Annotated in this window: 26 protein-coding genes and 2 tRNA genes; 18 read left to right on the forward strand and 10 right to left on the reverse strand. The window is 62.1% G+C overall.

All coding sequences use genetic code 11. The annotated features are described in order from the left end of the window. Positions 1–20: 20 nt before the first annotated feature. A tRNA-Lys gene (locus tag IB272_RS07910) sits at positions 21–96 on the reverse strand. A gap of 296 nt (positions 97–392) precedes the next feature. On the opposite strand from IB272_RS07910, the gene IB272_RS34725 reads away from it, so the two are divergent. Further along, a complete protein-coding gene (locus tag IB272_RS34725) occupies positions 393–962 on the forward strand; it encodes a hypothetical protein (protein WP_210339423.1) in 570 nt (189 codons plus the stop codon). Positions 963–1,096: 134 nt separating this feature from the next. Further along, positions 1,097–1,172: transfer RNA gene (locus tag IB272_RS07920), tRNA-Lys, on the forward strand. Positions 1,173–1,456: 284 nt separating this feature from the next. Here IB272_RS07920 and IB272_RS07925 read toward each other — a convergent pair. Together IB272_RS07925 and IB272_RS35340 are read right to left on the reverse strand one after the other, a co-directional pair. Next, entirely contained in the window at positions 1,457–1,888 is a 432-nt protein-coding gene (locus tag IB272_RS07925; RefSeq protein ID WP_192444367.1) for a GFA family protein, read from the reverse strand. A gap of 176 nt (positions 1,889–2,064) precedes the next feature. Continuing rightward, positions 2,065–2,187, reverse strand: coding sequence for a hypothetical protein (locus IB272_RS35340; RefSeq protein WP_281436391.1), 123 nt, complete (start codon positions 2,185–2,187; stop codon positions 2,065–2,067). Positions 2,188–2,506: 319 nt separating this feature from the next. Here IB272_RS35340 and IB272_RS07930 point away from each other — a divergent pair, with 319 nt between their 5' ends. Beyond that, positions 2,507–2,773 carry a DUF1127 domain-containing protein gene (locus IB272_RS07930; RefSeq protein ID WP_192444289.1) on the forward strand — a complete coding sequence of 89 codons (267 nt, stop codon included), beginning with the start codon at positions 2,507–2,509 and terminating at the stop codon, positions 2,771–2,773. 73 nt (positions 2,774–2,846) lie between these two features. On the opposite strand, the gene IB272_RS07935 is transcribed toward IB272_RS07930, so the two are convergent. Further along, on the reverse strand, positions 2,847–3,047 hold the full coding sequence (locus IB272_RS07935) for a hypothetical protein (protein WP_060516129.1): 201 nt from the start codon (positions 3,045–3,047) through the stop codon (positions 2,847–2,849). A 69-nt stretch (positions 3,048–3,116) separates the two neighbouring features. On the opposite strand from IB272_RS07935, the gene IB272_RS07940 reads away from it, so the two are divergent. After that, the gene (locus IB272_RS07940) at positions 3,117–3,635 is read left to right on the forward strand and encodes a hypothetical protein (RefSeq protein ID WP_192444290.1); all 519 of its coding nucleotides are present in this window, start codon (positions 3,117–3,119) and stop codon (positions 3,633–3,635) included. Further along, the gene (locus IB272_RS07945) at positions 3,628–3,996 is read left to right on the forward strand and encodes an Imm8 family immunity protein (RefSeq protein WP_192444291.1); all 369 of its coding nucleotides are present in this window, start codon (positions 3,628–3,630) and stop codon (positions 3,994–3,996) included. The genes IB272_RS07940 and IB272_RS07945 overlap by 8 nt, the downstream gene beginning before the upstream one ends. A 137-nt stretch (positions 3,997–4,133) precedes the next feature. Here the strand turns inward: IB272_RS07945 and IB272_RS07950 are convergent, their stop codons facing one another. Continuing rightward, a complete protein-coding gene (locus IB272_RS07950; RefSeq protein ID WP_060583335.1) occupies positions 4,134–4,373 on the reverse strand; it encodes a hypothetical protein in 240 nt (79 codons plus the stop codon). Between the two features lie 323 nt (positions 4,374–4,696). On the opposite strand from IB272_RS07950, the gene IB272_RS07955 reads away from it, so the two are divergent. Continuing rightward, entirely contained in the window at positions 4,697–5,260 is a 564-nt protein-coding gene (locus IB272_RS07955; RefSeq protein ID WP_192444292.1) for an acyltransferase, read from the forward strand. Positions 5,261–5,360: 100 nt separating this feature from the next. On the opposite strand, the gene IB272_RS07960 is transcribed toward IB272_RS07955, so the two are convergent. Further along, a complete protein-coding gene (locus tag IB272_RS07960; RefSeq protein WP_113135765.1) occupies positions 5,361–6,428 on the reverse strand; it encodes a glycosyltransferase family 2 protein in 1,068 nt (355 codons plus the stop codon). A 195-nt stretch (positions 6,429–6,623) separates the two neighbouring features. On the opposite strand from IB272_RS07960, the gene IB272_RS07965 reads away from it, so the two are divergent. The 4 genes from IB272_RS07965 (at position 6,624) to IB272_RS07980 (ending at position 8,880) form a co-directional block, all read left to right on the forward strand. Further along, positions 6,624–7,331 (forward strand): FkbM family methyltransferase, encoded by a 708-nt coding sequence (locus IB272_RS07965; RefSeq protein WP_060583336.1) that lies wholly within the window; start codon positions 6,624–6,626, stop codon positions 7,329–7,331. A 148-nt stretch (positions 7,332–7,479) separates the two neighbouring features. Beyond that, complete coding sequence (locus tag IB272_RS07970) at positions 7,480–7,830, forward strand: hypothetical protein (protein WP_060583337.1); 351 nt, start codon at positions 7,480–7,482, stop codon at positions 7,828–7,830. A gap of 166 nt (positions 7,831–7,996) precedes the next feature. Continuing rightward, positions 7,997–8,404 carry a hypothetical protein gene (locus IB272_RS07975; RefSeq protein WP_060583338.1) on the forward strand — a complete coding sequence of 136 codons (408 nt, stop codon included), beginning with the start codon at positions 7,997–7,999 and terminating at the stop codon, positions 8,402–8,404. A gap of 323 nt (positions 8,405–8,727) precedes the next feature. Continuing rightward, complete coding sequence (locus IB272_RS07980) at positions 8,728–8,880, forward strand: hypothetical protein (RefSeq protein ID WP_034793400.1); 153 nt, start codon at positions 8,728–8,730, stop codon at positions 8,878–8,880. 25 nt (positions 8,881–8,905) lie between these two features. On the opposite strand, the gene IB272_RS07985 is transcribed toward IB272_RS07980, so the two are convergent. The 3 genes from IB272_RS07985 to IB272_RS07995 all read right to left on the reverse strand — a co-directional run bounded on the left by IB272_RS07985 (position 8,906) and on the right by IB272_RS07995 (position 10,030). Then, positions 8,906–9,310, reverse strand: coding sequence for a hypothetical protein (locus IB272_RS07985; RefSeq protein ID WP_192444293.1), 405 nt, complete (start codon positions 9,308–9,310; stop codon positions 8,906–8,908). Positions 9,311–9,410: 100 nt separating this feature from the next. Then, complete coding sequence (locus IB272_RS07990; RefSeq protein WP_192444294.1) at positions 9,411–9,602, reverse strand: hypothetical protein; 192 nt, start codon at positions 9,600–9,602, stop codon at positions 9,411–9,413. Next, a complete protein-coding gene (locus IB272_RS07995; RefSeq protein ID WP_060516136.1) occupies positions 9,599–10,030 on the reverse strand; it encodes a hypothetical protein in 432 nt (143 codons plus the stop codon). The genes IB272_RS07990 and IB272_RS07995 overlap by 4 nt, the downstream gene beginning before the upstream one ends. Before the next feature lie 241 nt (positions 10,031–10,271). On the opposite strand from IB272_RS07995, the gene IB272_RS08000 reads away from it, so the two are divergent. Then, positions 10,272–10,520: a hypothetical protein gene (locus IB272_RS08000; protein WP_034793442.1), complete on the forward strand. Its 249-nt coding sequence runs from the start codon at positions 10,272–10,274 to the stop codon at positions 10,518–10,520. A 706-nt stretch (positions 10,521–11,226) separates the two neighbouring features. Here IB272_RS08000 and IB272_RS08005 read toward each other — a convergent pair. After that, positions 11,227–11,877 (reverse strand): S24 family peptidase, encoded by a 651-nt coding sequence (locus IB272_RS08005; protein ID WP_082566246.1) that lies wholly within the window; start codon positions 11,875–11,877, stop codon positions 11,227–11,229. Between the two features lie 811 nt (positions 11,878–12,688). Here IB272_RS08005 and IB272_RS08010 point away from each other — a divergent pair. The 7 genes from IB272_RS08010 to IB272_RS08040 all read left to right on the forward strand — a co-directional run bounded on the left by IB272_RS08010 (position 12,689) and on the right by IB272_RS08040 (position 16,735). Beyond that, positions 12,689–13,423, forward strand: coding sequence for a hypothetical protein (locus tag IB272_RS08010; protein WP_192444369.1), 735 nt, complete (start codon positions 12,689–12,691; stop codon positions 13,421–13,423). Next, positions 13,395–14,030, forward strand: a complete 636-nt coding sequence (locus IB272_RS08015; RefSeq protein ID WP_192444295.1) for a hypothetical protein — start codon at positions 13,395–13,397, stop codon at positions 14,028–14,030. The genes IB272_RS08010 and IB272_RS08015 overlap by 29 nt, the downstream gene beginning before the upstream one ends. Then, positions 14,020–14,613: a helix-turn-helix domain-containing protein gene (locus IB272_RS08020; RefSeq protein ID WP_060643541.1), complete on the forward strand. Its 594-nt coding sequence runs from the start codon at positions 14,020–14,022 to the stop codon at positions 14,611–14,613. The genes IB272_RS08015 and IB272_RS08020 overlap by 11 nt, the downstream gene beginning before the upstream one ends. 86 nt (positions 14,614–14,699) lie before the next feature. Further along, a complete protein-coding gene (locus IB272_RS08025) occupies positions 14,700–15,305 on the forward strand; it encodes a hypothetical protein (RefSeq protein WP_060583349.1) in 606 nt (201 codons plus the stop codon). 725 nt (positions 15,306–16,030) lie between these two features. Continuing rightward, on the forward strand, positions 16,031–16,312 hold the full coding sequence (locus IB272_RS08030; RefSeq protein ID WP_034793452.1) for a hypothetical protein: 282 nt from the start codon (positions 16,031–16,033) through the stop codon (positions 16,310–16,312). Positions 16,313–16,322: 10 nt separating this feature from the next. Then, positions 16,323–16,541, forward strand: a complete 219-nt coding sequence (locus IB272_RS08035; protein ID WP_089043603.1) for a hypothetical protein — start codon at positions 16,323–16,325, stop codon at positions 16,539–16,541. Positions 16,542–16,549: 8 nt separating this feature from the next. Beyond that, entirely contained in the window at positions 16,550–16,735 is a 186-nt protein-coding gene (locus IB272_RS08040; protein WP_143556319.1) for a hypothetical protein, read from the forward strand. Positions 16,736–17,067: the final 332 nt, after the last annotated feature.

Genomic DNA, 17,067 nt, shown 5'->3' on the forward strand with positions numbered 1-17,067 from the left:
CAGCGTCTTAAGAGAAGTTTTGGTGGGTGATCACGGGCTCGAACCGTGGACCCGCTGATTAAGAGTCAGCTGCTCTACCAACTGAGCTAATCACCCATCCGCGACCGCTGCGGTGTGTCCCGCTGCTGTCGTGAGGGGGCGTATAAAGGCGTTCGGTTTGGTTGTCCAGCGCCTTTGTGAAAATCTTTTGAAAAATCTCGTGGGGCTAGAGCAACCCCTGTGGAGAACTCGCCCGCTATCAACCGGGCGCGTTCCGGCCACCCCTCGCGCATCCCTGCGGATACAGGCCACAGGGGAAACGCGACAAAAGACCCGTTTGACGCGAGGCGCATGGTCGGCATACTGCAGCGAGCCGGGCACACGAAACGAGCGATGATTGGAGAGGTATCCCCATGCGCAGCACGATCGCCACAGGAATGCTCGTCGGTATCCTTGCCGGCTTCGCCACCGAGGCGAGGGCCGAAGTGCCGTTCTTCAACGCCACCTGCCCCGGCCGTATCGGGGTCCACGCCGATCAGGGCGGTCCCGTCTTCATCAATGGCAGCCAGGCCCGTCTGAAGCGGTTCAGCAGCGATTATTACGAGGCGAGCCAGGGACGAACCACGATCTCGATCAGCGTCAACCGCGATGGTTCGCCTTCAATCAGCTATACGCGCCGGGGCGCCGGCAACGGCGTCTGCCGTGTCACGTCTGCCGGCGGCAACACACGGCCACGCCCGGAACGCCCGCCGCAATACGACGACACGCAGCAGCCGGATCGTGTCGACGCAAGAATGATGCCGCGCTTCTGCCAGGGCGAAGCGTCTGCCGCCTTCGGCGTGCGTCCCAACCGGATCACCGTCAATATGGCCTTCCGAAGCGGCCGCTACTATTGGGTGCAGGGCAACTACGATGGCGGCCGCGGCGTCACCTTCTTCAACTGCCGCTTCGACCTCAGGGGCAACTTCATCGACGTGCGCTGACGACGGGGATGATTGAAGGCAAGAATCTAGCCGTTTCCGACCGCTCCGGCGGAAACGGCTGTGAGTTTATCATTGCGAGATGCAAATACCCTCTTGAGTGTGATGAGGTCGTGCGCTAAAGCGACGCCACGGATGGGTGATTAGCTCAGTTGGTAGAGCAGCTGACTCTTAATCAGCGGGTCCACGGTTCGAGCCCGTGATCACCCACCAAAACTTCTCCTAAAGCGCTGATTAGATTACAATTCCTATATTTACGCCGATCGCATGTGTCCGGGCTTCTGGGCAGAAGTCACGCCCCGTTTCCGCTGCAAAATATACCGGTTCGATGTTGCGACCCCAGTGGGTGGCGCGCATTCCGCTGAACCGTGGGACGGGCGGCGGATGAGGATCGCAAAGACAGGGCTGGGCCAGCGTGATTGGTCCTCCGGCGATCAGTCGCCAAGCACGCGCGACGGCCGGGCCGCCGTCGAACCGTGTCTTGCAGGGCTCGTGAATCACTTGGCCGGAAAATATCGAAGGGTTCCGGCGAGCCGGGGGCCGGTTGAGCCCTTGGTGTCCATCGGATGATTGATGCCGTCGTTGACCGGCAATTCTTCAAAATCAAAGGGGCTCACGCCCTCCAGGCAGGCTGCGTTAACGCCGTAGAAATCGGGGTTGGAGCGCGGCTTGTGAAAGGTGTAGATGCCGCATTTCGAGCAAAAGAAGTGTTCTGCTGCATTTGTGTTGAACTGATACTTGGTCAGCGCCTCGCCGCCCGAAAGCACAGTCACGCCGTCTTTGGCCGCCGAGACGGCAACCGCGCCCTTCAGTTGGCAGTATGAGCAGGTGCAGCGGCGGGCCGTATGGAGGCCATTCCTCAGCCGAACATTGAAGCGAACCGTTTTGCAGTGGCAGGCGCCCTTGAGGTCCTGAACGTCGAAATTCATGGAAACATCCGTCTGGTCTGAGCCGAATTGATGTCTGTTCCATAAGGGCTGGATCACGGATCCTCAAGTGCGGGCCACAAGGCGTCGCGGCCGGCGCGACCGACCCTCGGCCGGTTGTGCCGCCGGCACCGTTCGGCGTCGGCCGCCCCTATGTTTTCGAGATCAGCAGGCTCCGTTCAATTGGCGGTGCAATTGGGATCGTTTCCGTTGACGACGGTCACGCCCGAACCAGGGGTGGTGGCGAGGCTCACAAAGCCGGCCGCAGCATTGCTGGTGTTGCCGTCATGCAACAGGCGCATCCTCAATCCTGCGTCTGCAGATTGTCCTCTTGCCGACAAAGTAATCCTGTGTAATTTTCGCCAAATCGGAGCTCAAACTAGAGGAGGCATACGATGAATATCAATTTTGTTCAGATGCGCGCCTCTGGTGGAATGGTTCACCCGTCACGACGAGTGTGCCGTAATCCTGTGTATTACTTCGGCGCATAATTGCGTCCTGAGTTCCGCCTTTTCGTATCTTCCATTTTGACTTGATGTGACCGGCTTCCGGAACGTAGTTCCGTGTCCGCGCGCATCCATAATCTAGAGGACCCGACCGCTTTGCGCGGCGGGAAAAATCATGCGCGAATTGCAACTGACCACCGCTGGCGCCTTGCCGGCGATCATGGACGACCTTTTTCGAACGTTCGGCTTCCGCCGCACGGTCGGCGCTTTCCTGCTTGCTGCCTGGGGGCGTCGGCGGACGCTCAACCAGCTCAGCCACCTCTCCGACCGTATGCTGCGCGATATCGGCGCAGAGACGGGAGAGGGCGTGAAGAAGCCGGAGATCGCCGACATCTCGCTCTGGCAGATGCCGGTGGGCTATCCGGTGACGAGACACAACTGAGGCCCGCGTCAAGCGGGCCTCTTTTCCCGCAGCAACCGGTGGCCGATGAACAACGGCTCAGAGGGCAATCGGCTCACTGGGGGACTGGCGCGGCGAGCTTGGCCGCGCAGTCATGCTTGATCATCGCCGCGGCAAGGTTTTCCCGCCCCTTGCCGGTCGCCTTCGCCCTTGCCGCCGCCATCTCCCTGCACCAGCCGGCGTCGAGAACGTCCTCCGGGATGTGCGGTATGCAGGAGGACAGAAGCAGCAGCGAAGAGAGGAAGACGACGCGCATTCGGGGGCTCCATGGGTGGGTTCCGAATTGATAGCATTGGCGGGCGATAGGGGAACAGACGGCAATGGCTTGGCCGAAAAGGTCGAGCGGCTTTGGAATTGTCGATCGGTGCGCCGCGTCCCCCGGCGTTTCCGAGCTCGGTGGGACATCGAAGTAGAACCTTGCGGCTGCGATGTGTATATCGCCTGCATTCAATTAGTGCGGGCGTGGCGGATGCGATTTGCAAGGGTCAGAAGAATATTGCTCTCCACGGTCCCGCTTGGTCGATTGGACTATCTGCTCGGCATCGCGCTGTGCGCCTTGCTCGTGGCAGCCCTGTTTCCGTTCGCGGCGGCTGACGAAGTAGGGTGGCCAGCGAAATCGGCGTTGATTTTCGGCGGCGGCTATGCGGTTTTCCTGACGTTGCGACGACTGGTCGATCTCGGCGTTGCCAATTCGGGGCTCGCCTTCCTGTTTCTCTATGGATATTCGGTTGCAGCCGGCGGACTTGGCAGGGCACTTGGCGCCTGGGGAGCAGTCGCCCCTGTGGCGCTGGCGTTGTTTTTGTTTCTAAGCCCGACGGCCGTCCGGGCAGCGACTGATGTTTAGGGAACTGGACCTGAAGTGGGCCTTCAGCAGCGACCTGGAGTGTGGCACGCTATTCGACTTCGATGCCGACGCCGGTCCGGAACGGCCGATGCCCGATGACGTGTGCTTCCTGCTGCAGCTGGATATCGGCACGAAGGAGGACAGCTGGGCGGGGTGTTTTTCGGTTCTGGTCGTCACCCCGAACAACAGGCGACGGCGAGCCCCGGACACCCGGTACATTGAGGCTCCGCGCTACAGTTTCGCCGTCCTTAGGGATCACGTGACCAAGACGATCGCCGCTTGCCAGCGCGAGACCTGGGACGAAAGCCTGAAACTGTGCCGACTCTCTCTTTGGGAATACGGACCCCACCAAACCGTGTAGGCCGCAGCACCGCCGGTGTCGCGGCTATCAAGGGCGGCAAATGGCCGCCCGACCGTGGCTGTGCCACGGTGCCTCTTGGCCTTGTGGTGCGGCCACCCGCTGGCCGCCGGTTCGGCACGGGTGGTCGTGGTTCTCGGTTACTGGCTGGTCGACGGCTGCGTCGTTGACGGCTGCGTGGTCGCGGGTTGCGTCGACTGGTCAGTCGTTGCCGGTGGCTGTGTCGTGGTTGCCGGCTGATCGGTCGTCGCGGGCTGTGTCGTCGTTGTTGCCGGCGCGGTCTCGGTTGCTTGCTGGTTTGCCCCCGGCTTGAGGAACATGACCGCAAGAACAATGAGCACGACCACAACCACGATACCGATGACTGTGTTTCGGTTCATGCAGACTTCTCCTTAGGTTAAGTGCCTTCACGAGGGTAAATGGAGCGGTCGGTCGAATTATCAACGGGCGACCTTCGCCGTTCGGTTGAATTTGATGAAACGGCGTCGCATGGACGCAATCGAGCATATTTTAGCCATGTCGCACGTGCAGGCGGATCGGCGGTGGTTGCAGGCGCCCTGTGGGAAACGCCGGCCTTTGCGGTACTGCCGTATCCTGTCGGGTGCGCAAAGGGCATTTTTGAATGCTGCATGTCTTTGCCTTCACTTAAGGGCGATTTAAGAAGACAGGCAGCAGAGCCTTGATGCATCGCGATTGGAGCGAAATGACACTGAACGAACTGAAGGCGATCTGGCTTCGGCTGCGCCATCGAAACCGCCTGAACATTGGCGCGCGATGCCGGATCCGGGGCGCGACCATCGACCCCGGCCGGGGGCGGATTTCGATCGGCGAGCACGCAGATATCAAGCGCGGGGCGATCATCGAGGGCAATGATGGTTTCGTGACCATCGGCGATCATTTCAGCCTCAACCCCTATTCGATCCTCTACGGTTCCGGTGGCCTGACGATCGGCAACTGGGTGCGCATCGCAGCCCATGTCGTCGTCATCCCCGCCAACCACGGTTTTGATGATCCCGATCGGCCCATCAAGGTGCAGCCGGAAACGCGCCTCGGCATCGTCATTGAGGATGATGTCTGGATCGGTGCCGGTGCCGTAATCCTCGATGGTGCGCATATTTCGCGCGGCTGTGTGATCGGCGCTGGGAGCGTTGTCAAAGGGCGCACGGATCCGCTTGGAATCTATGTCGGTTCCCCGGCGCGCAAGGTCGCGGTCCGTGGCGAGAAGAAGATGCGTCCATCCGAAGAAGCCGATCACGCGCGTCCGTGAATGCAACGCACGCTCCGTCAGTAGCCGCCGACATCCGCCGGCGGCTACTGACGCAAAGACATGCAGCCGCGCAAAAAAAGAGCCGGGCCTACGCTGGCGACTAACCGCGAGGCGCCTTGGCGGGCGTGCCCTTGGGGACTGGGGTGATGAAGCCGAGACGCAGCAATTGTCCGGAACCTTCGAACTTCACCGACGAGGCGGAGACGAGCTGCAGCGCACCGGTCCCTGCAAGCGCATCCGTCATCTTGGCGTAGGCCGCCGAACCGTCGAAATACTGGCCGTCGGCGACCGCATCGGTGATGACCTTCTGGTAGTCTGCAAAGAACTTGAAGTGCAACAAAGCGCCGAGAACTGACGAGAAGTTGCGCTGATAGGGAAGCGGCTGGTGGATGCTGGGGCCGAATCGACAGTGCTCGTCCCAGAAGATCAGCGGATACTTGATCAGTTCCAGGTCGGAATCGAACTCGCGGTGACGGGCGCCACCCTTGACGGTTATGGCGCGCTTGGTCGTTGCCAACGTGTAGCCTAGGCTGTCGAAGTGATCGGCGACTTCCCACGGCGCATGGGTCTTCAGCTGATTGATGTCGGCGGCAGCCAAATCCACCGGATACATGTCCAGCATCGGTGCCGGCAGGCGTGTGATCTTGAGTTCTTCAAGCGCGTGGATGATCGACCACAGCGTGCGGTTTTCGCAATCGTCAAAGATCAGGAATTCGTCGGAATCGACATTCACATACCAGCGGTCATCGCCATAAAGCGCAAATAGCGCCTCCCTCCAGAGCCGACCACGCCGAGCTTCCTTGTAGCGCAGCGCCGAGGCCCACAGGTCGACGTCGGGCTGATCTAGCAGAAACTCGCGTGTGCCATCTGTCGAAGCGTCATCGACACAGATGAAGCGGGTGACACCGAGGGCGCGGTAGTGCGCGAGAAATCCTGGCATCAGCTTGGCATCGTTGCGGGTAAGGAACACCAGCGGTAGATCGTCGGGATAAAGCGAGGTCTGGCCCTGCGGGCTGACACATCGCAAGTCGATTTCGCGGCTCTTGGTTCGCTCGCGTCGCTCGACCTTCGTCGTTTCGTACAGGGTGATAAGACGATCAAAAATGCTTCGGTCCGCGATTTTCTCTGCGTCGGATCGATCCCTGAAAGGATAGGTAATGTCTGTCATTCACATTCCGCTATGTATTTTTCACGCATAATATAAGGCGGCTTGGGTGAAAAACACCAGTGAGGCAACCGCACAATGTCATACTTTCGTTGGACGCGAGGTTGTGAACGAAATGCTGGCCGGCGGTTTGTGCAAGGTCTCTTACGTTTCGCGCCAAATCGTACTATGTGGCGATGAAAAGTCCTGGGGCAGAGCATGAAGCGTCTTTTTCGTTCGATTCGAAAGAAATTCCGTTACCTCACCAATGCGCGGACGGTGACAATCGATGGTATCAGGCTGGTGTCCGACTCGGCGCGCGTTCCCGCGGTCGTGCGCGATCTGATGTTTCGCGAGGTTTACGAGGACACTGAACGAAACATCCTTCTGAGGATCCTGAAGCCGGGCTCCAAGGTGCTGGAGGTCGGCACCGGCGTTGGCTTCATCGCGCTGCTTGCGACAAAGGTCTGCGGCGGCGCGAACGTGGTGACCTACGAGGCCAATGCAACACTGGAGTCGCTCATACGCGAGAATTTCCGGCTCAACGGGCTTGAACCCACCTTGCGGCTGAAGGCGATGACGGTCGACGGGCGGACAATTTCGTTCTTCCAGAGCGAGAACATCATTTCCTCCAGCGCCTACGACCGCAAGCTGGCCGGAGCGAAGGTCGAGATCGAAAGCGACGTGTTTTCCGAGGTTATTAAGCGCTACCAACCCGATGTTCTCATCATGGACGTCGAGGGAACCGAGGATGAACTGTTGCGCATCGGCGACTTCGGAACGGTCAAGGACATCCTCGTCGAACTTCATCCGCATGTCATTGGCGAGGCGAAGGTCGAAGAACTGAAGCAGGCGCTCTTGGTCCAGGGCTTCCGTCAGGGCGAAACTGACCGGAAGACCTTTCACTTCCATCGCGGCGGCGGATGATCACCGCCGAAGTACTAAAAGACCGCCGGCTGCCACACTTCGCGGGTCGGGGCGCAACTTTTCGAGCAGTCGTTTGTTACTCTTCCATTCATGTTCACTCAGCTAGCTTGAGGAACGACTCAACGACGGGCGAGTGCAGGAGGATAATATGCGACACGTGATCAGCAGATTTTTGGTAGCGACCCTGATAGGCGTTAGCGCAGTGACCGCGTTGCCATCGGTTTCGTCGGCTCAATCGCTCGATCTTTATATCGGGCCTGGTCGCGACGATGATGGTTATCGCCAGGATCGTCGCTACGATGATGAGGGTGAATATTATCGCGAGCGGCGTGGCTGCAGCCCACGACAGGCCATCCGCCGCGCTTATGGCTATGGCATGCGCGATCCCGCGATTGCAGCCATGACCCGCAACCGCATCATCGTCGAAGGCATAGGCCGGCGCGGAGAATACGCTAGGCTGTATCTTGCCAATCGCAGTGGTTGCCCGCGCATCGGCTGACGGTACTCTCCGGGTTGCAGAGTCCGCCTTGACGGTAGCGCAAGGCTTATGAAAGCCTTTGAGGGCTGCGCCTTGAGCCAGTGATGCTTCTGCTCGCGAGGCGCACGCGCGCTTTGACGGCAAATGCCATTCGCCTGTGGGGCGTGAAGGTGATAGGTGTCGGCCCATGACTGCGCCCTCCCACGCCACCCCGCTCGCCGAGCGCGCCTGCGGCACCTGTACGCTCTGCTGTCGCCTGCCGGATATCGATGCGCTGGAGAAGCCGGCCAATGCCTGGTGTCGGCATTGCACGGGTGCTGGATGCCGGATCTATGAGGACCGGCCGCAGCTTTGCCGTGACTTTCTCTGTCTCTGGCGTACGGACGAGACCTTGGGCGAGGCGTGGGATCCGGCGCGTTCGCATATGATGATCTATCGCCAGGGACCGCAGGTCACGGTTCTCGTCGATCCGGATCATCCGGACGCATGGAAGCGCGCACCCTATGCAGCGGTGCTGCAGGGCTGGGCGCGCGAGGGTGAGGGCGGGCAATATGTCATCGTCTTTGTCGGCGACGCAGTGTTCAAGGTTGATTGAGACCGGTTGGTAACGACCCGGCAGGTCCCTAGAAAGAAAGAGCCCCGCACGAGGGCGGGGCAAGCAGGCACCCAAAATGGCTCGGGGTGCGGGGAAGCGCAGTCCAGAAAGAACGTACTGCGCGGTACGGAAGCTAACGTGCATCCGCCGGAGCGGGAAAGGCCGGATTCGCTGATTCTGGTACGGTTGCCAAAATAAAGTGGCCCGCGCACGGGCGGGCAGGCGCGCCCCTGTGGTCGCTTCACTGGTCGGTTTTCATGGCTATCGATTGACTTTGCCGGTCGGCGCTTCATTTCCGATTGGAGGAAAAGACGGAGACGATCATGTCAAAGGCGATGCTGACGTTCCTGTGCCTGGCGGTGCTTGTGCTTTCGGCTTGCGCCAACACGGCGCGCGGCTTTCGGCAGGACGGTGTCGAAACCGGCCACGCGCTGGACGATGCGACCCATCGCGTGCTGAAATCGACATCGAAGTGACGCGAGACGAGGCGCCCCGGGCTGCCTACCGCGATGGGGCGGTGCTGGCGCGCGCGGGACTTTCAGCGCTGCTGAAGATCACCACGGCAAACAGCAGCACGCCGAGGAAGGCGACGATAGACGCGGCGGCAACGATGGGCTCGATCTCGGGCCTGCCTGTCGTCATCAGATAGAGCGAGGGCACGAGTACCGCGACGCCTGACGTGTAGACATAATACTGGATCAGCGCGAGCCGCCGCTCGGCCTTGGCCGGGTTGAGCGCGTAATAGATGCCGAAGATCGCCATCGTCGCCCAGCCGAGCAGGTTCGTATGGGCATGGGCCGGCGTTGCTGCATGGTCCTGGCTGATCGCCATGTGCAGGCCCATGCAGAGGCCGATGATCAGGAAGATGATTGCGGTCTTGAAATAGAGTTGCGCAAGCCTTGGCATGGACTGTCTCCTCCGCGATGCCTCTGCTGTCTATTAGCATGTTCGCAAATGATTGGAGATTGCCAATATTGGGCGTGTGGGGCGTCCGGGCAGGCGAAGGTCAGGCGGGCCGGGCGGCGGCGGCGGCGAGCGCGGCGCGTTTGCGCGTCGCCATGCCGTCGAAGGTGGTGAGCCCCTGGCGCTGCAGGTAAGCCGAAATCGCCGCCTCGATGCCGCGATCGTTGCCGCCTTCGGTTTCCCAGAAGGCTTCGATGGCTGCAAAGAGGGCGGATCTGTCGAGCGTGACGGTCATCGCAGGCTGGTTCCGAACTGCTGGCGGTGGTTGAGGGTGCCGTGGGCGGTTTGGCCGAAAGGCGCGCACTGCGCGCTGAAATCGGCGCACCAGCGTTCCCATGCTTGCGACGTTCGCACGAAAGCGGGCAGTCTGTGTTCCTGCTCGGGGCTCTGGTCGAAACCGTTCAGCCAGGCATCGGCGACGGTCTCGGTAACATCTTCGCCGTGAAGCGCGTCGAGATCGAAGCGGATTAGCCGCTCCACATGCTCGCCGTCATGCACATCGAGCCAGTCGGCTGCGGTTCGGTAGGTGGTGCCCGTCGTGTCGGTCTCGTCGCAGAAGGTGCCGGCACCGAGCGTCATCATGGCGAGAATGATTTCTCGGCGCTTTAGAAAGGGTGCTGCGCTCATCGCCGTTGCGGCGCCCACGGAGATCGCATCCGACATCGTTCACCTCGTCTGTTCGAGGTGCGCACTGGAACACCCTTCGCGGGTTTCCTGTCGGCCCCTCCGGCTGTGTTTCTGATGTAGATATAGGAAAAATCCTATCTTCCAGTCAATAGGAAAAACACTGCCGGCAGGAATTGCCTTGTTCAAGTTGTCGATGACGCACTGTTTGTTCTTGTTTTGTTCGGGTGATTGCGCCACTGTGGGGCCGCCATTCCAGGTGGCGGAAAAGGAGCATGGGATGATCACCTACTTCGTCGTTCAGAGCTTCACACTGGGGAGCCGCGGCGCATTTCTCGCCGACGATCCGGTGCAGGCGACCGGACCCGAGCATGCCCAGCGGCTGGCCGAAAGGCTCGCGGCGACCAAGGTGGGGGTGATCGCCTTCAGCCGCTCGGGCGACCTGGCGACCGGTGAGTTCGAGGATGCCAGGGTGCTCTTTACGATCGGCGACCTGCCCACGGAGATCGAGGAGGCGATGGCGGCGTGACGGCTGTCGCCGGGCAGGGGTGGCCCGTAACGGTCACATCCGTGAGCGGTCGAAGAAGGCGCTCACCGCTTGGGAGCCACTCAATGTTCATTGGTTACGAGCCGGGCGCGCCGTGGTAATGTCGTCGTGCAATGTTGGGAGGCGTGAAATGATGTCCGTCGACAGTCGTGCAACCGGCGAGCCGTCTACCGGTCAATATTGGTCTTCGCCCATTCCGGTTGACGAGGCCGAGTTGAGCCCCGTTCTCCTGCGACAGATCAATTTTTGCGACGACAGGCGCGGATTTCGGGCCTATGTCGTGCAGGTGTTTGCCGATCCTGCCGGGCCTCCAGAGGCCATGTTCGAGCTTGCGTACAATCGCAGGAGCAAGCGCGCCTGCGCCATTTTCGAGGCGGTTCGGGCGGCTGACCTTGGTGGTTCCGGTGATAGGGTCGTCGCTGCGGCCGATCCGATCTGGGTGGTCGCAAGCAGCCCTCGGACAGCGGTTGACGCTGCTTTTCAGGCCTTGGTCGATCGGTGTTCCGACTAAGGCAACTCGCTTATTTGTGCTGTTGCGGCGGCGATGGGCGAGAAATCAAAGACTTAAAGCGCGACGAGGGGCCCGGAAGATTGCGGCGTGCCTTAACGGGCGGCTGCTCGGCGATCCCGACCGGATTGCTGCTCAATCTCTTTAAAATCCTGTGATTGTTTGTGGTGCTCGCCCCGCTTACCGCGCGCTGTATTTGCCGACGACCCGGTGGCAGAAGGACCATTCGACCCGGCTTTCGGTGAACTCCAGGAAGGGGTTGTATTGCCTCAGCGTCCATTCGCGGTCGTTGAACGAGACGAGCCGCTTGATGATTGCCTCGGCATCGTTGGCGGGGGGAACGTGGTAGAGCACCACGTCCTTGTCGCGCGTGGGTGGCAGGTGCGGGTGGACGAGCGCCATGTCGCCCGGCTCATAGGCCGGGATCATCGAGCTGCCCGTGAGGTAGATGCCGTAGGCGCCCTTGACGCCCTCGAGCACGGACGGGCGCTTGACATATTCGACCGCATCGAAGGTGACGATCACATGGCCGTCGCCGCCTTGCGCGGCCGCAAAGATCGGCAGGTCGCGATGGCCGACGAGCTGCTCGCCGGGCACGATCTGCGGCGCAAAACCCGGCGCGCGTCTGGGCGCGGCTTCGCCGGCGGCGGCAGCCCCCTGGATCAGCTCGACGATCGCGCGGGCGTCGCGCTCGCGCAGTTCCCGCGGCGTCTCCCGCTCCACGAACTGCTGGATATAGGCATGGTTCTTCCCGATCGCGATCGACAGATCCTTATAGGTCGTCTTCTTCGCGTCGACTGCTTCCCGGATGAGGTGGCGCAATTCGTCCATGGCACTGGCATCCCAGATTCCGTTTCCGTCGTCCAATAGGATTTTTCCTCTTGATGGCAATAAGAAATCCTACTATGAATAGGATGTCAACGGAAATGAGCGGCAGAAACCGCTGCAGCAACCGTCACGGCGCCCAGTGGGCAGCAAGCGGACTGGATGCGGATGATCGATCCGTCTCAGCCGATGCCGACCAGGGGGCGCATTCAGCATCGATCGCCGCATCTTGTGCGGTGGTCCAGGCGAGAGGCCGTCGTTTCCTCCCCGGCGACCTCTCGCTTTTCCAATCGATGCCGGCGCGCCGGCGCATGGTTGCCACGCGGGCCGATGACGGTCCGTGGTCGATGACGTGCGCCACGTCGGTGTCGAGCAGCCGGCGCGCAGCCAGTGCGCGCCGGCGGCGCCAAGGTCACGGGTTTCGGCCGTTGAAGTGCCTCCTTCGGCGGAGGCGTGGCCCCTGACACCGGGAGGGGACGGCGAAGGCGACCGGCTGCTTGCCTGACGGTGGGCGGCGAGGCGACTGGCCGGTGACGGGAAGAACAATCGGAAGCGGGCGCGCGGCAGGCGCGACGAATGGCCGTGCCAATGGGCACGGCCAAAGGGGAAGGCATGGGAAGCGGCATGGCTGACAATGATTTGACAGGGAAGGCGCCGGGAGGGCGCGGGGTCTTGCCGACACGTGAAACTCCGGGGCGGCTGGCGACCGGGGACGTCGGTTTCAAGGCCGGGATTCGTCGTCTTAGCGGGGTGGCGGGCGTCTTCTCCCGCCAGGTGGTGCGCTCTCCTTTCCGCCGGCCGGCGAGGGCTTGAGCGCATGCGCATTACCGCAATCGTCGAAGCCCTGGTTCAATCGGGCGCGTCGCCCGAGATGATCCTTTCTGCCGTGCGCGCTGCCGAGGCGGGGCACGTATCCGAGATCGAGCGCCGCCGGGCGGGCGACCGCGAAAGGCAGCAGCGCCGTCGGGCCCGCGTGACGTCACGCGATGTCACGGTGACGGCCGACGGTGCCCTCTCTGATAAAGAAAGCTCCCCCACACCCCCTAAAGAAACTAACTCTCCCGACCCGAATCCGGGTGGGGACGCCGACCGGCCGGTTCCGGCTGCAGCCGTTCCGGATCCGGCAGGCTCGCGGCGCAACGGGAGCGGCCGGGCGATGCGGCTGCCTGAAGATTTCGAGCCTGACTGGGGCTTTGCCGCCGGCCTCGGCTTCGGCCGGGCCGAGGCCGGCGTCGAGTTCGACAAGTTCCGCGACTACTGGCGCGCCAAATCCGGACGCGATGCGACCAAGCTCGACTGGGCCGCCACCTGGCGAAACTGGATGCGCAATGCCGGCGGCCGCGGGTTGCGCGGTGGCGGACAGGCTCGTCGCGGCCATCACCCCCAGGCGCCGCCGCACGAGACCGCCTTTGCCCGCCATCAGCGGGAATGCAGGCAGACAATCGAAAACCAACTGAACGGAAACGAGAACAATGACCTGTTCAGAGATGATGATTTCGCCGGCGGAGGCCCGGCTTTCGACCTTGGGCCGGGAGATTACCGCGCTCACTGAGCGGCTGGCTTGCGTCAACGAGGCGGCGGTGCTGCGCAGCCTCGATGCGATGCAGACGGCCGGCATGACCATGCCCCCGACGATCGAGCCGAGGAAGATCATTGCGGTCTACCACTATGCGCTTTCGGGCGTGCCGGCCTCGGGGCTTTCGGCGGCGACGCAGAAACTGATCCGCGGCGACTATGCCGCCAATCCCAACGTGCTTCTCGGCACGATTCCCAAGCCGCCGGTGCTGGCAGCGCTCGCCAAGGCGGAGGCGCTGGGTCTCAGGGCGGATCTTGCCCGCAAACGCGAGATGGTTGCGGCGCTGACGCCGCGCCCGGCCGACGATCTGCGATCGCCGGCAAGCCGCAGCCGGGTGCGGGCGATGGTCGAAAGCTTCCGTCAGGCGCATGCGGCAGCGAAGGCCGGGCGCGATGCAGTTTCCACCGACGGGCGGGCGCAAGGCGCGAACGTCCCGACCGAAAGCGCAGCTGATAGGCAGCCGGATGATACGGCCCCGCAAAATCCGGCGGCGCGGAATGCGTTTCGCGACTGGCTCGTGTCCGGCGTCGAGCGTGCAAATCTCAATCCAGCCGTTTCGAGGGAGGCTTTCCATGCGGTCTGAAGGCACTGAATTGACGACAGGACAGGCACCGGGCCGCGCAGCGGAAGGGTCGGCGGAAAGGATGCTCTCGGGGGACGAAGCGGGGAGCGCCGCTGCAAAACCGGCGACGCTCGACGATCTCGTCGGCATCGTCGCCGTTCAGGTTCGGGCGCAGGCGAGCCGGATCCAGGAGTTGGAACTGGCGCTTGCCGATGCCGAGGCGCGCATCCTATCTCAGGCGCGGCTGATCTGCGGTGCCACGGCCGCGGCAAACAGCGATCTGTTCAACCGCCGGCCGGTGCGGGCGATCATCGAGGAGGTGCTTGGCGCCTATCCTGGGATCAGCTTCGAGGACATCATCGGGGTTGGCCGCGAGCGACGGCTGGTCGAGCCGCGGCACCGCTGCATGACCGCCGTTTACGACGAGCGCCCGGATCTATCGCTGCCGGCGCTCGGGCGGATCTTTCGGCGCGACCACACCTCGGTGCTGCACGCCGTCAACAAGCGCGAGCCCGGCAATGCGCGGCGGCGCGGACGGACCCAGCAGCCGGGCCGCTTGCCCGCGAATGCCGGTGCCGACGGGATCGGCGCGCCGGCATTTTAATTTTCCGACGAATTTCAGTCCCGCCCGCGGCCGCAGACACATGCAGCGGGCGAGGGCACATGCAGATTGCAAAAGGAGAAGAGACCATGACATCCAAGGCAGAGCGCATCCGCATCAAGCGCGCCAGCCGGGCGGGCCGGCCGCGCAAGGCCAATGTGGCGCGCTATCCGGGCGGGCAGATCAAGCATGGCGAAAGCGAGCGCGAGGTCTGCTCCGTGGCGCTGGACGCGCGCCGGCGCATGCATTTTTCCGGCCGACGCGATGCCGATGTTGCCAGCCCCTTTGCCGGCTACACGCTCGGTCGCATGTTCCTCGACGGCAAGCTGACGGCGCATGAGCGCGAGGCGGGCGACGAATACAGCCGGCAGATGGCGCGCTACTACAGCCTCACCGGCATTCCTTTCCCGAGCGTGCGGGCCCAATCGCTGTTCGACGTGAAGGGTTTTGCCGGCGAGACGAGCGCCGAGCGCGCCCGCGGCGCCCGCCAGGCGGCGAACCGGATGATGGAGCTGGAAGGCGTGCTCTTGAAACTGCCGGACGGGCCGCAGGTGAAGACCACTGTCTTCAACGTCTGCATCATGGACTACGAGATGCTGCGCACCATGCCGGAACCGCAGCTCGCCTGGCTGAAGCGCGGACTGATGGAGCTGCACTGGCAGCTGGGGCTTTCGCGGGAAAAGGAAGGGGCGTGAAAGCGAGCGGCGCGGATCGGCCGCTGCCAGTGGCGCGGTTTCAAGCCCGGCTCGCGCTTCGCCGCGCCGCTTGCCGCGATGGCGGGTTCGAATGCCCTCGCGTCAGCGCGGCTGCGCACCGCGACGAGCGTCGCATGTTCGGCTGAACACGCGACGCTCGAACCGGCCTGAGGGGCGGGCGGACGCGACCGGAGCCGTGTGGATGGGGCGCGCGCCGGTCTCTCAGGCACGGTAACGATTATCCCCGGAAGGCTCTTCCCTCAGTCGTGGCGGCCACCTCCGGTTCGTAGGAAAACATCATGCAGGTGAGCGCTGAACGTTTCGCTGCTCGCAATTGCCGTGTCGCTTTAGGCTTTTGACCACGGATGTACTGGCACTGGTGTAAGAGCGATGATGAGGAAGGTCGGTGCGATTTCGCCCCGGGCTTTCTCGTTGACCGCATGCGAGACTTTCGCGTCATTGATGCGGCCGATTGCTTCGTCAGCGGTCGCCAGCCGCCTGCGCCCGGGTATCCAGGCCACGAAGGGTCTGCCTCATCTTGGCCTTGAATAGACCTCAATTGACGCGCACCCTGATTAAATCGATTTAAGCCTGCTTGGCTTCTCGCGGCGTCAGAACCTCGACCCGCCATTTCCCCCTTAGATCGCCGCGTCGTAGCGCTGCCGCACGCAGCGGTATCAAACGAGATCGCGTGCCGGCGACTGCCGGTATCGGGAGGAGATGTCATGTTCGACCGAACGATTCACCGGACAATCCATTTCGACCGACCGTTCAGATTGCCGGGCGTCGATGAGACGATCGTCGCCGGCGCCTACGAAATCGATGACGACGAGGTGCCGATCGAAGGGCTTTCCTGGCTCGCCTACCGCCGTGTTGCCACCTTCATCAAGTTGCCCGCGACAGTCGAGAACCACTACCGAATGCGGTTGATACAAATCGAACCCGACGAGTTGGCGCGTTTGGTCGCGCTCAGCGGCGCCGAGATATCAGATGCGCCCGGACAGTGAGGATAAAACCATGTCCGAACATCGCTATCCCGTCGGACTGTCCGTTCGCCTGCGAGACCGTCATCATCTCTCACCGAGAACCGCCGAAACCTATCGCATCACCGCAAAGATGCCGCTACGCGACAACGCCCCTCAATATCGAATTCGCAACGATGAACTCGGACAGGAGCGGGTCAGCGCTGAAAGCAATCTGGAACCGATCGACTGGGGAATGACCCGCAGCCACTGAGGAATGCCATGCGCTATGTCGAAACATTGAAGCGACTATTCCGGGTTAAACCTGAAATCCGTCACCGTGGTCTTGTGCTGACGGTCGCAAAGCCGGCCAGTCAAAAGGCATGCGAAAGGCCGCAGGAACGTCATGACAGCTCCGGCATATTGAAGCGCAGCCGGGATACGCAGGAGCGCCACCGGCTTTTGTAGAGCAACTGATCTGCGTCAAGACAAGGAGATAGACGCCAATGAAACCGCTCCATCGCACACATCAGATTGGCCTCGCGCTTTGGCTGCGAAACGGTGGGGCAACCGGCAACACGGGCGAACTCGATCAATATGGCAGGCGTGTGGAACGTGACGGGTCCTGGACGGGAGCGCGGTTGTATATCGGCTCCTGGACTATGGCCGGCCTCGACCAGCAATTTGGCCTCCGCTGTGCTTCTCAACGCACCACAGCGGGCCTGAAGAAGGCGAGGTAAACGCCCGTGTCTGACGCGAATGGAAATGTCTTGATGAGCGTCGCGGAAATCGAGCTGCTG

Source organism: Ensifer sp. ENS08 (assembly GCF_014852195.1).
GTDB classification, from domain to species: Bacteria; Pseudomonadota; Alphaproteobacteria; order Rhizobiales; family Rhizobiaceae; genus Ensifer; species Ensifer adhaerens.

Coding starts and splice junctions, on each gene's coding strand:
- IB272_RS08005 (WP_082566246.1), bottom strand. CDS start 11,877: ATGGACGAATTGCGCCACCTCATCCGGGAAGCAGTCGACGCGAAGAAG.
- IB272_RS08025 (WP_060583349.1), top strand. CDS start 14,700: ATGACATCCAAGGCAGAGCGCATCCGCATCAAGCGCGCCAGCCGGGCG.
- IB272_RS07935 (WP_060516129.1), bottom strand. CDS start 3,047: ATGCGCGTCGTCTTCCTCTCTTCGCTGCTGCTTCTGTCCTCCTGCATA.
- IB272_RS07980 (WP_034793400.1), top strand. CDS start 8,728: ATGTCAAAGGCGATGCTGACGTTCCTGTGCCTGGCGGTGCTTGTGCTT.
- IB272_RS07995 (WP_060516136.1), bottom strand. CDS start 10,030: ATGTCGGATGCGATCTCCGTGGGCGCCGCAACGGCGATGAGCGCAGCA.
- IB272_RS07955 (WP_192444292.1), top strand. CDS start 4,697: ATGACACTGAACGAACTGAAGGCGATCTGGCTTCGGCTGCGCCATCGA.
- IB272_RS08020 (WP_060643541.1), top strand. CDS start 14,020: ATGCGGTCTGAAGGCACTGAATTGACGACAGGACAGGCACCGGGCCGC.
- IB272_RS07965 (WP_060583336.1), top strand. CDS start 6,624: ATGAAGCGTCTTTTTCGTTCGATTCGAAAGAAATTCCGTTACCTCACC.
- IB272_RS08010 (WP_192444369.1), top strand. CDS start 12,689: ATGCGCATTACCGCAATCGTCGAAGCCCTGGTTCAATCGGGCGCGTCG.
- IB272_RS08040 (WP_143556319.1), top strand. CDS start 16,550: ATGCGCTATGTCGAAACATTGAAGCGACTATTCCGGGTTAAACCTGAA.
- IB272_RS07930 (WP_192444289.1), top strand. CDS start 2,507: ATGCGCGAATTGCAACTGACCACCGCTGGCGCCTTGCCGGCGATCATG.
- IB272_RS07985 (WP_192444293.1), bottom strand. CDS start 9,310: ATGCCAAGGCTTGCGCAACTCTATTTCAAGACCGCAATCATCTTCCTG.
- IB272_RS08000 (WP_034793442.1), top strand. CDS start 10,272: ATGATCACCTACTTCGTCGTTCAGAGCTTCACACTGGGGAGCCGCGGC.
- IB272_RS07945 (WP_192444291.1), top strand. CDS start 3,628: ATGTTTAGGGAACTGGACCTGAAGTGGGCCTTCAGCAGCGACCTGGAG.
- IB272_RS08035 (WP_089043603.1), top strand. CDS start 16,323: ATGTCCGAACATCGCTATCCCGTCGGACTGTCCGTTCGCCTGCGAGAC.
- IB272_RS35340 (WP_281436391.1), bottom strand. CDS start 2,187: ATGCGCCTGTTGCATGACGGCAACACCAGCAATGCTGCGGCCGGCTTT.
- IB272_RS07950 (WP_060583335.1), bottom strand. CDS start 4,373: ATGAACCGAAACACAGTCATCGGTATCGTGGTTGTGGTCGTGCTCATT.
- IB272_RS07970 (WP_060583337.1), top strand. CDS start 7,480: ATGCGACACGTGATCAGCAGATTTTTGGTAGCGACCCTGATAGGCGTT.
- IB272_RS08030 (WP_034793452.1), top strand. CDS start 16,031: ATGTTCGACCGAACGATTCACCGGACAATCCATTTCGACCGACCGTTC.
- IB272_RS07975 (WP_060583338.1), top strand. CDS start 7,997: ATGACTGCGCCCTCCCACGCCACCCCGCTCGCCGAGCGCGCCTGCGGC.
- IB272_RS07925 (WP_192444367.1), bottom strand. CDS start 1,888: ATGAATTTCGACGTTCAGGACCTCAAGGGCGCCTGCCACTGCAAAACG.
- IB272_RS34725 (WP_210339423.1), top strand. CDS start 393: ATGCGCAGCACGATCGCCACAGGAATGCTCGTCGGTATCCTTGCCGGC.
- IB272_RS07960 (WP_113135765.1), bottom strand. CDS start 6,428: ATGACAGACATTACCTATCCTTTCAGGGATCGATCCGACGCAGAGAAA.
- IB272_RS07990 (WP_192444294.1), bottom strand. CDS start 9,602: ATGACCGTCACGCTCGACAGATCCGCCCTCTTTGCAGCCATCGAAGCC.